Consider the following 13,892-nt stretch of genomic DNA (forward strand, 5'->3'; position numbering starts at 1 on the left):
GGCGGCGCAGAATTTGCCCGCGCGGTTTGCGTTAGTCTTGGCCGGTCAGATGCAGGCCGATTTGTTGCAAGGGCGCAAGGGCTTGAAGGATCGGCGGCAGGATTGGGATCGCATCGGCGCCGGCGGGATAGCGCAACGCGGGATCGGCGTCGGTGGCGGCCGCGACCGCCGCGCCGATCACGGGAGTCAAATCCTCTGGCGCCTTGGCCTCCAGCGCGTCGAAAGTCGCGTTGAAATGCGCGGCGATCGCCGCATAGGGCGCGCTGGCGTCGCGATCGAGCGACTTCTGCGGCAGCGAGGTTTTGAACGGCCCGGGCATAAGGCAGATCGCGCGGACGCCGAAGCCGCGCGCTTCGATGTCCAGCGCTGCTGTCGCCGTGTCGAGCGCGTGCTTGCTGGCGCAATAGGCAGCCATCAGCGGCGTCTTCAGCACGGCGGCGACGGAGGTTACGTTGATGATGCGCCCCCCGCCTTGCCCCCGCATGACCGGCAAGACGAGCCGGCACAACTCAAGCGGTCCGAACAGATTCGTGTCGAACATCGTCCGCCACTGGCTTTCCGGCGTATCCTCGAACGCCCCGCGTGCGCCGACGCCCGCATTGTTGATCAGCACGTCCAGGCGGCCGAACTGCGTGACAGCGAAATCGACGACGGCCCGGCGCTGCGCGGCGCTGGCGACATCGAGGGCCGCGATGCCGAAATCATTTGGCCTTTCATCCGCCAGGGCCTTCAGCTTCGACGACGCGGCTTCCGGTTTGCGCATCGTCGCGACCACCTGATACCCGCGCGCCGCAAATGCCAGGGCGAGGGCTTGGCCGAAGCCCGAGCTGCAGCCTGTGATAAGCGCGACCGGCATCTGATCATCCTCGTTCTTTGAATGCCGAGCCGGAGGCTCGATCCCGCGTGGCGTCACTGCATCAGGACGGTGATCGCATTAAGCGCCTTGACCTGCTGGCCCTCTCCCGTGGCGCCCGCCGCACTGATCAGACTCTGAGAAGAGTCCTTGATGTCGTAGCCAGCGGCCCTGAGGTTTTGCAGCAGATCATTGGGATCGCGCTTGATGAGCACAGCCAATTCGCTCACGGGCGCATTCAGGGCCGCGTCCATGAACTTGCGCATGCCCTGCTGGCCTCCGGCCGGCATTTTTGGGCCGAAGGGAACGAAGGTCGCAATAAGAATGACAGCGAAGATGCCGACGATTAAGCGCGTATTCGTTTTTAGTAGATAACGCTTGAAGGCGAAGAGATTGGAAATGACATGGGCAATGACGCCGGCGACGAACAACAGGCCGACATACATATGTGCGTTCTTCCCCAGCAGCGTAGCCTTGTCGAAGAACAGCATGATCCCGGTTACGCCCGACAACAGGAAAATCCCGATGACCAGGGGGGTCGTCCATTCGCGCTTAAGTTCCATTATATCCTCGGTTCGTTGGCGAATGCGCGCGCCTCCACGGGCTTCCCGTCGGAGCGGGAAGCGCCCCACTCCCTATGCAAGCGTCTTGCGCCCTCAGCCGGTAGTGCGCTTCAGGGTTTCGGCCCCGGTGGCGGCGGAGGCGGATTATTCAGCAGCTCCGAGACCGGCATGGTCATCACTGGCGGCACGTTCTGAGGGATTTTCACATCGTCCCAGTGTTCGACCAGTTTGCCGTCCTTGATGCGCCAGAAGTCGAAGTTGAAGGCCTCATAGAATTCGCCCTTGTGCTGCGGGTCAGGGAGATAGACCTTCTTGAGCAAAAACAGGTGGTCGCAGTCGGCCATGACATAGTGGTAGATGTCTTCGGGCGGCTGCCCGGGCGGGCGCGGCGGCGGGCCGCCGATGCCCTTGTCCTTCAGCTCCAGCAGCAGCTTGAATTCGTCGCGGCCGCTGACGTTGTTCACCTCGCCGATGCGCTTCGCGATCGGATTGTGCTGGATGTAGTCGGAGGACATATTCTGGTAAGCGACGTTGGGGTCGTTCTTCATGTCAAAGAGCTTTGCCAGCGCCTTGTTATCCTCGATCTGCTTTGCGCTGCATCCGAACGGCGTGGCCGATTCTTGCGCAACAGCCGCCCGGTCGCCATGTCCGTATCCGATCAAGCCCGCTGTCAAAGCCAAGGCTGCGGCGGACAGGGATGAACGGACCCTCGATGTATTCTTCATGCAGCCTCTCCCAGCCAAGCCATATGCCGCCTAGATCTTGCCGCCTAGAGGCGCGCCGCCGGGCGCCCCACCCGGAGGTTTCGGCAATTCCACCAGGGGCGTATCGAGCCACTCGTAGATCTTGCCGTTGCGCACGCGGTAGTAAGCCCCGATCTGCACACTGATAGACTTGCCGCCGAGATTGAATTCATCCGTGCGCTTCGCCAGCACGAGAACGTCGTCTTTCGTCCCGGCGACTGCGCTTGCTGTTTCGATCTTCATCCCGGTAAGGCCGCGAAGGAGCATCTTCAGGTCCTTGGTGAATTGCATGCGACCTTTTTTGAGCTCTGTCTGAAAGGGGTCGTCGCGATACTGCACGTCCTCGTCCATGAGCGAGACGGCCTTGTCGGCGTCCTTGGCGACCAACGCCGCCACCCAGCCATTAATCAGTGTTATGGCCTGCTGCTCCTTCGCGCCAGATCCCGAAATCGGCTGCTCTGCGCGCGCCGTGGACGCCGCGACAGCGACAACCGCGGCTAGCGTAGCGCGGCGCCCAAATTTGAAGCCCATCGTCTTTCTGCCCCGATCGGACATCATCACGGCAGATCCTTTATGGTCGGCGGGTTGCAGGAAATCTTCTCCGCAACTTTGCCTTCTGTGACTGTGAACACGCAGGTCGGACGGAACCAGTCATGCTGCCAGGTCAAGTGGTCGAACAGATCGGTGCGAGGATTTTCGGCGCAGTCGTAATCGTCCAGCTTGACGCCGGAAAAGCGCTGCCACTGACGCGTTTTAGTGAATGGCTCCTTGTAATATTCTGGATCGTCGAAGGTGATGACATTCGTCAGCATGTTGCCGTCGGCGCTCTTCGACAGGCGCTGCACCATGTGCAACTTCTTACCGTGAGGGTTGCCGACCTCGTCCATCTGCCCCTTGCCATTGTAGCCGATGGTGTCGATGACCAGGGTGTTTCCCTCCCAATGCGCGACAGAATCGCCAGTGTAAGAAGGCTTGAGGTCCTTAGGATGTTCTTCGTTCAGATTAACCTTGCGGATTTCGCGGTCCTCCTCTTGAACAAACACCAATTTGTCCAGCGTCTGCAAGATCAGCACCGGACCCTTCGGGGAAGTGACCCCCTGGACGCCCGTTGGGCGGCAGGTCAGATGCGCGCTCGCCGCCACATGCCCATTCTTGAAGAACTCCAGACGCTCGGAAGCGATGTCCTGCGCCGCCGGCCTGTAAGGCAGATCGATGCCGAGCAGAAATGGCGAGTTCGACGGAAGATCGGTCCAGGTGCCATCAAAGTTCTGCGGGTCCGTGATCGGGTCTTTTTGCGCGGGCGCGGATTCGGCGGCTTGCAAGCCGGGGGTGACGGCCATCGCGGCGAGCGCCAGCAGAACTGTCGAGGCTGTCAGCTTGCCCCGCTTCATGACGCCCTTCAAAGACGGTCCGTAAGCCATCGTCTTCATTCCTTCGACTCCCGCACGGCGGGTTCGCCAGCCTGGATACGATCAAGGCAAACATCTTCTCCGCGACTGACCTTGCTTTGCCGTTTGAAAATAACAACTGCCTCCCAGGGCTTGGTGAATGTTTCGGCATCCTCAAAGCGGATGCGGTCTTCAAGAACATCGGGCGCGATCAAGCGAACACGCTCGATAAGCTTGAGATCCTTGCTGTGAGGCATGCCGGCGCTGTCGATAAGAGTCTTGCCAGAGAAATGGTCGGACTTGATGACGAGAGTATCGCCCTCCCAATTACCCTGAGCGAAACCCGTCGAGCCAGGCTCGGGTTCACGCGCAGCCCCAGGCGCGCCGAACTGGAAGCCGGGAGGTCCGCCGGGGGGGCCGCCTGCCGGACCGCCGGGAGGCGGACCACCAGGAGGCGGACCGCCGGCGGGGGGGCCGCCGCCGCCGGCGCGCGCCTCCGATATCCCCGGAGGCGGCGGCGCCGACGCGTTTTTGTCATAGCTGCCGGGCATGTAGACGATTCGCGCCCACCAATTCCAGTCGCTCAGGAAAGCGACATGCTTGGGACGAACGATAATTTCGAAGGGATAGTTGACGAGGAACATGCGCGGGGCGCCGAGCGAGGCGCACCAAGTCGCGCTGTCGAAAGAGGCGTCACCTTTCGCGCGGGCGGCCTGCCGTTCTCGATAGATCTTCTCCGCTTCAGGCTTCAGCGGCGGCGCGCTTCCGTCAGCGGCGCGCAACGCCAATGTGGGGTTCTGAACCAGCCAGACGCCGTCGATCATTTCCTGTGCGGCTTGAGCGGCGAAACAGGCCGTCGCCGCAGCGCCCAGCGCCACAGCCGCAGCCAGACCGAACTTGAAGGAGGTTTTCTTTATCATTCGCCTAGTTTTCTCCAAGTCGTTTCAGCCGCTGACCGGCGCGCCGCTACGAGCAACGGTACCTTAGTGGCCGAACTGCTTTCATATAGCTGTCGATTTTTCGCTTCGCTCACTCGCCAGACTTCGATCCGGAATGATTCCGCGTGAGATATGCGGAGAGCGCCTCAAGCTCGCCATCCGAAATTTCAGTCTTGCGGAACGGCGGCATCGCGTTCAGCCCGTTGCGGACGAAAGAACCGATAGCTTCGGACGTCAGATCGATCCGTTGATCGAGAGCTGTTGGAACGGCGCCGAGCGTGCGTTGCGCGATGATGTTCGTGCCGAGCGGCAACCTGGACACGGATGAGAGCATTGCCGGCTCCCCGGGATGAGGCGGCGGCTCGTAGGGGGCAGCATGACAGCCCGCGCACCATTTGTTGTAGACGAGATAGCCTTGACCGAGCTTTCCCGGCAGGTTCGAAGCGCCGACCACGCCTCCGATCGAAGACTCGTAGAGCGCTTTTTCAGCGCGCGTCTCAGCCCCGTAACCGAAGGCGAGCGCGGCGATGGCGAGGAGCGAGGGGGACAGGCGTCCGCCGTTCATCGTCAGCCCTCCCTCATTCGCCTGGGCCAGATGCCACTCTTGCCGGGCGCGAGAATACCGTTTGGATCGATAGCGTCCTTCACGGATTCGCAGAAGCGCCTGAGCACGTGATTGTTAAGCGAATATTGGTTCATCACCTCGCTCTGGAATGCGACATGGGTGCGATATTCGCCCCATCCCCTTTCGGCGCAGGTATCGACGAGGCGCGTGAACAGGTCACGGTATTTCTTGTTAACGGACGCGTCGTCGGTAATCGCAAAGGGGTAAGCGAAAATGAAGGCGTTGGGATAAACAGTGTTCGCGAGGATCCAGCCGAGGAACAGATCACGAATGGATTCATCGGCGTGATCGAGCACGACTTCTCGCACCGTCTGCCTGATGGCAAACAAATCCTCCGCAGTCGCCCGGCAAACGGGTGAAAAAAAATACATGCCGCGTCGCGTGTCGCCCATCGCCAGACTGGCGAAGGGCCAAAGGCTGGGAACGCCGATTTTTGGCCGCTGGTCCGGAGGAATCTCGTCCAGATTCAATGGAAAGCGCAGCGCCTTGTCGATATGAAACTTCGCGCCGGGAATCTTTGCGAACTGCTCACGCGCATAATCCAAAGTAGCTTGGACAATCTGCGTCGGGCCGCGAACGCTACCCGTGACGACAGAGACGGGAACGCCGGACTCGACGCCCAGCTGATCCCATTCGTCCGGGGATCCGCCATCGCGCCGGTTCAGCAGTTCTCTGGCGCGCCGCGCATGGGGCGGCGGCTCAATGCCCGGAGGCCCCATGGGGCTGCGGATCGGACTTGCGGCGCTTGACAGATAGAGCAGGCCCTGCTGGCGCATCGCCTGCGCCACGCCAATCAGCGGGTAGAGGTCATCGCTCTTTGCGGAACTGACCGTGAACTCGGCCTGCATCGCGGGCTTGCGCGCCAGCGAAAAGCCCATCTTGGTCACGATGCCGAAATTCGACTGGGAAAACAGCCCATTGATATTGGGTCCGAAGCCATAGGGAAAGGCGTGCCACAGCCGGCTGTTGGGCAGCGCGCCCATGCCCGTGCGCAGAACTTCACCGTTGGGCAGCACCACTTCGAGTCCGCGCGCCGATGCGAAATTATCGCCCATCACGTAGCTGACGCCATGGTCGAGGGCGTTGCCGATCAGACTGCCCCAGCCCGGCTCCGGCGTCGCGACCATGAACGGATGTCCATTGGCCTCGAAATAACGGTAAAGCTCGATGAAATTCACGCCAGGCTCGACGACGACGAAGGCCTCGGCCTCGTTGACTTCAAGCACGCGGTTCATGCGCTTCAGATCGACCACCACGCTACCCGACTGCGCCGGAGACGAGCCGCCGTACCCGAGATTGCGGCCGGTCGAAACGGTGTAGAGCGGAATTTTGTACTTGTTGGCGATCCGCACCACCTGCTGCACCTGCTCGACACTCGACGGCGCCACCGCCGCGGAAGCGAGCATTTGCAATGGCGGTTCCACCGCGAAGGGGCTATAGGCGTCCCTATAGAGCGCGACATCGTCGTCGACCGAGTAGACCCACTCCTTGCCGACCGCGCTCTCGAACTCCTGGAGCGCCGCCGCGAAGTCGGATTTGCTCACATTGGGCGGAAGCATCACGAATTCCTCCCGGCTTTGGGCCAGAGCGCACAGCGGACGCCCGTAATCTCTTCTTTCAGGACCATAGGCTAGCGGCTGATCGCCTTGTCCTTGACGTTGTATTGCAGCTTGCCGGTGGCGGGATCGAGATAGTCCCTATTGTCGGTGCAGGCCCATTCCTGCGGCTCGTTGCGGCGCTCGACGCCACGTAGAAACCGGCGGGCAGCAAGGGTGACAGGCCGTTTAAAGACGCTGTCATCGTAGACTGTGGTCTGGCTTTCGAGGGTATTGAAGTCGATCAGATTCATGCGCTCGACAATGCGAAGATTGGGGCCATGCGGCGCGAAGACGACGCCGGACATCGGGTTGAAATCGCCTTGCTTCAGGTTTTTTTCCTTCAGCTTGGCGATCTGGAACAATGTGTCGGGCTCGAACCCAATCGAATCGACCACGAGCGTGTCGCCTTCCCAATGCGCAACAGATTCGCCGAGGAAGCTCGGATTGGGTTGTGCGCTGTGCTGACGCCCGTCGGTATGGATGAAGCGCGTCATGCCGGAGGATTCGATGTACAGCGCGATCATTCCAGGCGACTGGAAGAACTTCATCGGCATGCCGCCGATGTTCATCACGAAGGGCAGACCGAGGGGCTTGCAATTGGCGAAGGGGCTGTCCGCCGTCGGCTTGTAGGTCTTCATGTAATCAAGAGCCGACTGCGTATATTCCGGCTCCTGCGGGAAGTCATCGGGGATCGGGCTGATTGATTGCCAGGTGCCCTGCCAGAAATCCGGCAGGCCCGCCATGTCGCGCCAGGATTTCGCCAGCTCCTCCTTTGTGAGTGGAGCGGTCGGCGTGTCGGCGTTCGCGGGAGAAGCCGCCGCGAAGCCCAGGATGAGAACGCTGGCGCAGAGGCGCGATACGGACGTCGCCGCTCGCGCGTGTTTCAGTGTGATTCTCATTTGTAGGCCTCGCCTTGCGGTTTGTTAGGGAGTTTGGACGGGCCGCTCGCCAGATCCTCGCCCGACTTCCCCGCGGGATCGAGCAGGACCCTGCCGCCGGAAAAAAAAACAGCGGAAAGCTGGCCTATCGGCTTGCCGTCGACGGCGCGATACAGATCGATCGTGAGCTGATCGCCGACCTTGACGTCCGCGGCGTTCCAGCCCCACCGACTCATCATGTTGGGGCTTGATCCGACGAGCGTCCATTCTTCGCTCGTGCCGTCCGCTTTCTTGACGTCTATCATCAAGTAAACATGCGGGTTCGCCCACTTCCATTCCTTCACCGTACCGACGAGTGAAGTCAGCTTGGCGTGGTCGAACAAAGCATAGGAATGGTGGGCTCCAGCAGGCGTCGTGAGGAAAAGCGCGCCGGCGCCCGCGAGCATAAGCTTGAGCGCTGTCCGCTTGTCATGGACTGCATTTTTCATTGGTGGCCTCTGGTTCCCTGACGCCGCGGCTGGGAGAAATGCGTCTCGCGCTCCTTGAGGCGCAATGTTTCAGCGCCCGCATCAGCTCCAGTCCTGAAGGATCACAGGCGGCGCGGCCCTGATCCATTTGAATTTGCCGTCTTTCACACCGTATAGAATGATGCCGCGCTGGCGCAGCACTTGGCCTTCCTTGACCCCTTTCCCGAACAAGCCGGACAAGGCGGTGATCGGTAGATCGCGGATACAGCGGAATTCGCCGAGAAACTGCGCCGCAGAGCCGGTCTCGTCGCCGACGTAATGTTCGACGGTGATGTGCTCGAGGATGTAGTTGTTCAGTTCATTCCTGAAATCCCGGATCGCAGCGGCGCTGGTCAGCGGCGGAACCGTCTCCATCACGACATCGTCGTGATAGAATTGCGTGAAAGCAGGATCGACCGCGTTGTAGAGCAAGATATATCTGTCGAACTGCTCGCGGCTCACCGCACCAGACGGCGGGCAGGCCGCCTTCGCCTGCGTCGCCAGGGCCGCCAGGGCGACGCCCGGCAACGTGTAGGTTAATAGGTCTCTTCGCGACGCCATGCCGACTTCCTCATGTCTTTCTGTGAGCGCCGGCGCGCCGCGCGCTCCCATATCCAAAAGCCCGGCCAAACCTCAGAGGGGCAAGGCTGGTTGCCCGGCCTGTTTGCGATCCAGGCAATTGTCTTCCGGCAGCGCCTCGTCCTTCTGACGCTTGTAGCTCAGGACTGTTTCGAACGGCCTCGTGAAAATTGCGGGGTCCGTGACAGTGATACGATCTTCCAGCGTGTCCTTGTCCTTCAGCCGGATCTTCTCGACGAGCTCAAGCGCGTCGCTGCCGCGCAGATAGGCGTCGATCAGCTTGTCCGCGAAGAAGCCGAAGGACTTCACGACGAGCGTATCGCCTTCCCAATGGCCGTAGCTAACCCCGTACATCGTATCCACGAGCGGTTTTACTTCCGGCACATCGCGCATTTCGATTTCACGCGATTGGCGGTTCCACTCGAAGAGCATGTTTACGACGCGATCGCGCTGGAAAATCTGAATGCGGTCGCCGCTCAACATCATGCGCGGCAAGCCTGGCGAAGAGCACGAGGTCGCCGTCTGATCGTAGCCGAAGTCGCCCTTGGCTGCGGATTTCTTGTTGTTCTCGTAAGCGGCGCGCCCTTCGTTCGTAAGAGGCATATCAGCGCCTCCGTTTGGAGCTAGTTCGAGCCGCGGCGCAGTGATTTTCCATGTGCCATCTAAGCTGGGGCGCTCGCCTGCGGCGGCCACCGCAGCTTGTGCGGCAATGAAACCGGCGACAGCGAGCATCAATGATGTACGCCGCAGCAAGACTTTGCGATGGTTTTGTTTCACCGCTGACACTCCTTAAAATTGTCGTTATGCAAGGGCGCGCGGCGCGGCCTGCTGCCGCGTTCGATCACTTTCCCTCGTCGGGATCAGGGATCAGGCCGTAGACGTCCGCGCCGACATTGTTGGAAACCTGCAGTTCGCAATTGTACTCGTCGAGCACATTCTTGTCGGGCCGCCAGGCGATGGTGCGAACGAAAGTCCAGGGCGCCGTATAGTTCTTGGGATCATCAACAGTGGTGAGTATTTCCATCCTCTTGCCGTCGTAGATCTTGCGAATGCGGAACACCAGCTTCGCGTCTTTCGAGGCCGGCGTGCCATCCACGTCAATCCAGAAGGCCTTTTTGAAATTGGTGGATTCGACTACCAGAGTGTCGCCTTCCCAATGCCCGATCGAATCGCCCATATACTCGCGAACGGACGGGTCACGATGCTGCTGATTGAGTCGGATCACCCAGACCGCGTGATCCATCGCGAATTGGAACAGCACCTGATCCTTCGTCTGGAAAATGTGGAAGGTGTAATACAGCCCCAGCAGCCAGGGCTGGCCAGGCGGCTTGCATTCCGCCGACGCGTTCGAATAGGGCTTCTTGTCATCATAAGTCGATTTCACGCGACGATCGCGAATTTCGCGACCCGCTGGCGTGAATGGAACGTCGGCGCCATACATGTCCCATTCGATGCGAGCGATCATGACCTGGTCATGACCCCAAGCGCCCTCGAAGTTGCGTGGCTCGGCCGATGGTTTCGGCGCATCCGCGGGCAGAGGCGGATAGAGGGCATGGAGCGTGGCCGCTTCAGCGGGCACGCCGAAGAGCACCCTGCCCCCGCCCGCGCCGAAGACCGGCAGGTTTGAATCGACCGGGAGCGGCGGCGGCACAAAATTCGGGTCGGGCGCCTGTGCGAGAGCCGCCTGCGCCGCGAGCACGATCGGCAGCGCGCAAAAAAGGGAACTCAGCGAGCGTTTCACTTCTTCTCTCCCGCGGCGTCCGGGCTCGCCTTCTCCAGCGTCGGCAGCGCCAGACCTTCGGGCAAAGTGCCTTGATTTCCAGGACCGTAGAGCACCTTGCCATCAGGCAGGGTGACGGACTTCAGCGTGCCATTGGGGCCACCCGAGCGCATCGGCGCCAAAATCACCTTGACGGTATCGCCGGGCTTGAACATGTCGCGGCTCCAGCCGAGGCGTACATCAAGCGACGGCGACCCAGTTTCAACGGACCACTCGACTGCGCCACCTTTGCCGTCGGGCACCAGAACTTGCAGGAAGCTGTGCGGATTTGTCCACTGCAGTTCCTTGACCGTGCCGATCAGCTCCACGTTCTGGGTGTAATCATAATTAGCGGTCGAATGATGGGCAAACGCCTGCGTGGCGCTTAGCATAAGACCGGCGGTCGCCAATGATTGAGTGAGCCGCTTCATGCTGGCGGTCGTGCGCCAAACTGTAGGCGACCAATCAAAATAGTTACGCATGTTCATACGTCGTCCCTTTTGGTCCAGTCTTGATTCTTCGGGGATGAAGTCAGATCAGAGGAACTTCCAGCGAAAGCCTGCGTAAATGGAGAGCGGCTGCCCGTAGACCCACCGCGGAGCCTGAAGCGACTGGCTCACAGTGCCTCCCGGGATCAGGGCGCCGAAAACCGCATATTTCTTGTTGAAGATGTTCTCCACGAGGCCGAACACTTCAAGGTCCTTGGTGATACGGTAGCTCGTGTTGAGAGAAGTGATGAAATATCCGGGCACCTTTTGCATGGCGTTGACTTCATCGCCGCTGTAGTAGGTGCTGGACTGCGCGCGCATCGAAGCTCCCACCGACCATTCCGGCGTGACTTGATATTTCGCCAGGATCTTCAGCGAATGCGCAGGAATTAGCGGGAACTGGTCGCCCGGCTTGACATAGATATTTCCGGCCGCGTTCGCAGCAGTGTTCAGCGGATTGTACAGCGTCACGGGAGACTGGAATGTTGCGTCGGTATAGTTGTAGATGATCGAGGTCGTGAACTGACCGGCAACGACGTCGAGGCCAAGTTTTACGCCTTGCCGGCGCGTGTCGCCGACATCGTAGAACACCGGACGACCAGGCTTGTTGATGTCCACGTAGAGGAACAGGTCGTTGGTGGCGTCCGTCCGGTACACCCCCGCGTGCCAGGCCGCCTGGACCGGAACGATTGGCGTTTCGAGCGTCGGCAACTGACCCCGGAAGCCCGCTTCGTAAGTATGCGTGACCGTCTGCGGGAGCACCTGTTCGGTGACGAAGAACGGCGGCTTGAAGGAGCAGGGAAGCTCCATGTCGTCGCAGATGATGCCCGCGGGCGTGCCCACATGCGCAGCTTCCGAATATCCGGCATACGCCAGCAAGTCCGGCGTGACCGCGTAGGTCGCGCCGATCGACGGCGAGAAATGCGTGAAGGCGTGGTCGCCGGTCGCTGTTGGATCTGTGCCGAGCAGGTCGTACTGGTTGATCTGCGAGTAGTCGAATCGACCCGTGGCGCTCACCTTCAACCTGTCTGTGACGTCGATGACATCGACGACGTGCAAGTCCAGGTAGTTGGTGGTGGCCCGCACCACGTTCGGGTAAACCCCATTCGCCGGGATGTCAGGGTCGACGCCGATTTCACCAATGATGCTCGTGATATTTGAATAGTCGGAGGTCATGTTGGCAAAATACGTATGCGCCGAACTTGTCGTCACGCCGCCGGTGTAATGGAAGCCGGCATCGAAGGTGTTGGCCATGCCGAAAAGCGTGCCGTGATTAGTGAGCTTCGCCGTTGCGCCGTAAGACGTCGTATCGGTGCCAAGCGTCGTGAGAATGCCCGTGGTTCCGGTCGGCGCAGGGACGCCGCCGCCGCCGCCGGGAGGCGCAGCTCCGCCGCCGTCATCGCTGGCGGCCTGTAGCACCACGGTCGCGGAACGCTGCCTGTAGTGACCGACGAATACATCACTCGAAGCCACCCAGCCGTTGTCCAGGAGATAATTCCCGGTCAGATCAATCTGATAGCTGAGCTGCTTCTGGACGTTGGGATTGGTCCACGGAACCTGAGGCACCCCGGAAGGCGGCTGCGGCTCTTGAGGCTCAATCGCGCTGTCTATGACATGGGCCTTGAGGTGGAATTCGGCGCTGTCGCTACGGTAGCCGATATCGGCGTGATACTGCGACGCGCTCGCTGAGGAAATTGGCACGAATCCGTGGTCATAGAGATGGCTGTAAGCGAAGAACGCGGAATAATTGCCAACTTGCTGGCCCACCTGCAACAGTTCCTGATTGCGCCGGTAGGCGCCGACCATGGCGTCCACCTGAGCGCCCTGGAACAGGAAGCCATTCGGCAACGGCGGCGGGCCGAGCAATTCGTCGAAACCATGCAGCACGTCGACGGGACCAAGCCTGCCTACGAAGCCAGCCGGAAAGACGTGAGGAATCATTTTGATGTCAGGCGGCAAACCTCCGCCCAGCGACATGCCGCCTGGCCCGTACACGCCCGAATTTTCGACCGCGGGCAGCGCCATCATGAACAACTCGGGCACGCTCGGCGCGCCCGCAGGACCAACCGGCGGAGGGGCGCCCTGAGGCACGGGCCCCGGAGCGCCGGGAGGAAGCCCTGCGTCAGTCCCATCGGGGGCGTTGATAGGTACGGGACCAGGAATGGCGCCAGGTCCGGCAGCGCGCGCTGAAGGGCCGGTGACGCTGACAGGCGCCGGGCCGAGCGCGCCAGGCGGTAGGCCGCCCGGCGGCGGCGCAGGCGGGAGCCCCGCGGCGGCGCCAACCCGCGGCGGAGCACCCTCGCCCGGAGGCTGAGGCGGAAGAGCGTTTCCCTGAGCGGCTGAATGCGAGGAGGTCTTCTTGCCTGGGTGCAAGCAAGGACGAGCGGAAGGATGGGAGGGGCTTTGGCAGACCCCAGATGGGCCCTGCTTTAATTCGCTATGTTGAGCATGTGCTGCGATGCTGGCGACTGAGCACATGGCTGCAGTGGCCAAGGTCCTTTTCAAATAGCTCACGGCGCGCGCCCCTTCCCTCTTATGTGCGAATTGTTTTCGCTCATGCGCCCGCCGATCTTCGCCAACAGGCTTGACTTCATCCTTGCGCCAATGGACTCGACGCAGGCCCTTCCGATGCTTTCCAACTCAAGTGTAATAGTTCCATGGTAGGCCGACGAAATAGCTGCCTTTAATGCCGGACATCGACGGCTCGGCGGCTTTGACCCAACGCGGCGGCGCCGCGATCATTCCTGTCATTCCGACATCGTCATGAAGCAAAGAAGGAGCGTTCAGCAGAACGCTCCAACAGGTCGTCGTCGATCAGTCTTATCCGCGGGGCGGGACCACCCTGCGGCGACGCGGGCGCGGCGGGCGATGTCCCGGCGGCGGCCGGACGCCCGGCGGAGGCTTGAAGCCAGGAGGCGGCGGTCCCGGAGGCAGCGGCCCGGGCGGAGGTGGGCCGGGCCGCTGCCTCCGGGAC

Annotated in this window: 15 protein-coding genes; all 15 read right to left on the reverse strand. The window is 61.1% G+C overall.

The annotated features are described in order from the left end of the window. Nucleotides 1–31 precede the first annotated feature (31 nt). A complete protein-coding gene (locus tag CR492_RS19015; protein ID WP_102845302.1) occupies nt 32–856 on the reverse strand; it encodes an SDR family oxidoreductase in 825 nt (274 codons plus the stop codon). A 53-nt stretch (nt 857–909) separates the two neighbouring features. Next, complete coding sequence (locus tag CR492_RS19020; protein ID WP_102845303.1) at nt 910–1,416, reverse strand: hypothetical protein; 507 nt, start codon at nt 1,414–1,416, stop codon at nt 910–912. Between the two features lie 110 nt (nt 1,417–1,526). After that, nucleotides 1,527–2,141, reverse strand: a complete 615-nt coding sequence (locus CR492_RS19025) for a hypothetical protein (RefSeq protein WP_210200270.1) — start codon at nt 2,139–2,141, stop codon at nt 1,527–1,529. 30 nt (nt 2,142–2,171) lie between these two features. Then, the gene (locus tag CR492_RS19030) at nt 2,172–2,717 is read right to left on the reverse strand and encodes a nuclear transport factor 2 family protein (protein ID WP_102845304.1); all 546 of its coding nucleotides are present in this window, start codon (nt 2,715–2,717) and stop codon (nt 2,172–2,174) included. Continuing rightward, complete coding sequence (locus CR492_RS19035; RefSeq protein WP_210200271.1) at nt 2,717–3,589, reverse strand: hypothetical protein; 873 nt, start codon at nt 3,587–3,589, stop codon at nt 2,717–2,719. The genes CR492_RS19030 and CR492_RS19035 overlap by 1 nt, the downstream gene beginning before the upstream one ends. After that, the gene (locus tag CR492_RS20900) at nt 3,586–4,467 is read right to left on the reverse strand and encodes a hypothetical protein (RefSeq protein ID WP_180982627.1); all 882 of its coding nucleotides are present in this window, start codon (nt 4,465–4,467) and stop codon (nt 3,586–3,588) included. Before CR492_RS20900 ends, CR492_RS19035 begins: the two co-directional genes overlap by 4 nt. 109 nt (nt 4,468–4,576) lie before the next feature. After that, the gene (locus CR492_RS19045) at nt 4,577–5,050 is read right to left on the reverse strand and encodes a c-type cytochrome (RefSeq protein ID WP_102845305.1); all 474 of its coding nucleotides are present in this window, start codon (nt 5,048–5,050) and stop codon (nt 4,577–4,579) included. A gap of 2 nt (nt 5,051–5,052) precedes the next feature. Further along, nucleotides 5,053–6,669: an FAD-binding oxidoreductase gene (locus tag CR492_RS19050; protein WP_102845306.1), complete on the reverse strand. Its 1,617-nt coding sequence runs from the start codon at nt 6,667–6,669 to the stop codon at nt 5,053–5,055. A gap of 71 nt (nt 6,670–6,740) precedes the next feature. Further along, nucleotides 6,741–7,607, reverse strand: coding sequence for a hypothetical protein (locus CR492_RS19055; protein ID WP_102845307.1), 867 nt, complete (start codon nt 7,605–7,607; stop codon nt 6,741–6,743). Further along, nucleotides 7,604–8,074, reverse strand: a complete 471-nt coding sequence (locus CR492_RS19060; RefSeq protein WP_102845308.1) for a DUF6152 family protein — start codon at nt 8,072–8,074, stop codon at nt 7,604–7,606. The genes CR492_RS19055 and CR492_RS19060 overlap by 4 nt, the downstream gene beginning before the upstream one ends. An 81-nt stretch (nt 8,075–8,155) precedes the next feature. Next, nucleotides 8,156–8,653, reverse strand: coding sequence for a nuclear transport factor 2 family protein (locus tag CR492_RS19065; protein WP_146030337.1), 498 nt, complete (start codon nt 8,651–8,653; stop codon nt 8,156–8,158). A 72-nt stretch (nt 8,654–8,725) separates the two neighbouring features. Beyond that, entirely contained in the window at nt 8,726–9,448 is a 723-nt protein-coding gene (locus CR492_RS19070; protein ID WP_102845316.1) for a hypothetical protein, read from the reverse strand. A gap of 64 nt (nt 9,449–9,512) precedes the next feature. Continuing rightward, the gene (locus CR492_RS19075; RefSeq protein ID WP_102845310.1) at nt 9,513–10,412 is read right to left on the reverse strand and encodes a hypothetical protein; all 900 of its coding nucleotides are present in this window, start codon (nt 10,410–10,412) and stop codon (nt 9,513–9,515) included. Further along, a complete protein-coding gene (locus tag CR492_RS19080; RefSeq protein ID WP_210200272.1) occupies nt 10,409–10,918 on the reverse strand; it encodes a DUF6152 family protein in 510 nt (169 codons plus the stop codon). The genes CR492_RS19075 and CR492_RS19080 overlap by 4 nt, the downstream gene beginning before the upstream one ends. Before the next feature lie 48 nt (nt 10,919–10,966). Further along, entirely contained in the window at nt 10,967–12,961 is a 1,995-nt protein-coding gene (locus CR492_RS19085) for a TonB-dependent receptor (RefSeq protein ID WP_180982628.1), read from the reverse strand. Between the last annotated feature and the right edge of the window lie 931 nt (nt 12,962–13,892).

Origin of the sequence: Methylocella silvestris (genome assembly GCF_002891535.1) — a bacterium.
GTDB classification, from domain to species: domain Bacteria; phylum Pseudomonadota; class Alphaproteobacteria; order Rhizobiales; family Beijerinckiaceae; genus Methylocapsa; species Methylocapsa silvestris_A.

Coding starts and splice junctions, on each gene's coding strand:
- CR492_RS19015 (WP_102845302.1), bottom strand. CDS start 856: ATGCCGGTCGCGCTTATCACAGGCTGCAGCTCGGGCTTCGGCCAAGCC.
- CR492_RS19020 (WP_102845303.1), bottom strand. CDS start 1,416: ATGGAACTTAAGCGCGAATGGACGACCCCCCTGGTCATCGGGATTTTC.
- CR492_RS19025 (WP_210200270.1), bottom strand. CDS start 2,141: ATGAAGAATACATCGAGGGTCCGTTCATCCCTGTCCGCCGCAGCCTTG.
- CR492_RS19030 (WP_102845304.1), bottom strand. CDS start 2,717: ATGATGTCCGATCGGGGCAGAAAGACGATGGGCTTCAAATTTGGGCGC.
- CR492_RS19035 (WP_210200271.1), bottom strand. CDS start 3,589: ATGAAGACGATGGCTTACGGACCGTCTTTGAAGGGCGTCATGAAGCGG.
- CR492_RS20900 (WP_180982627.1), bottom strand. CDS start 4,467: ATGATAAAGAAAACCTCCTTCAAGTTCGGTCTGGCTGCGGCTGTGGCG.
- CR492_RS19045 (WP_102845305.1), bottom strand. CDS start 5,050: ATGAACGGCGGACGCCTGTCCCCCTCGCTCCTCGCCATCGCCGCGCTC.
- CR492_RS19050 (WP_102845306.1), bottom strand. CDS start 6,669: ATGCTTCCGCCCAATGTGAGCAAATCCGACTTCGCGGCGGCGCTCCAG.
- CR492_RS19055 (WP_102845307.1), bottom strand. CDS start 7,607: ATGAGAATCACACTGAAACACGCGCGAGCGGCGACGTCCGTATCGCGC.
- CR492_RS19060 (WP_102845308.1), bottom strand. CDS start 8,074: ATGAAAAATGCAGTCCATGACAAGCGGACAGCGCTCAAGCTTATGCTC.
- CR492_RS19065 (WP_146030337.1), bottom strand. CDS start 8,653: ATGGCGTCGCGAAGAGACCTATTAACCTACACGTTGCCGGGCGTCGCC.
- CR492_RS19080 (WP_210200272.1), bottom strand. CDS start 10,918: ATGAACATGCGTAACTATTTTGATTGGTCGCCTACAGTTTGGCGCACG.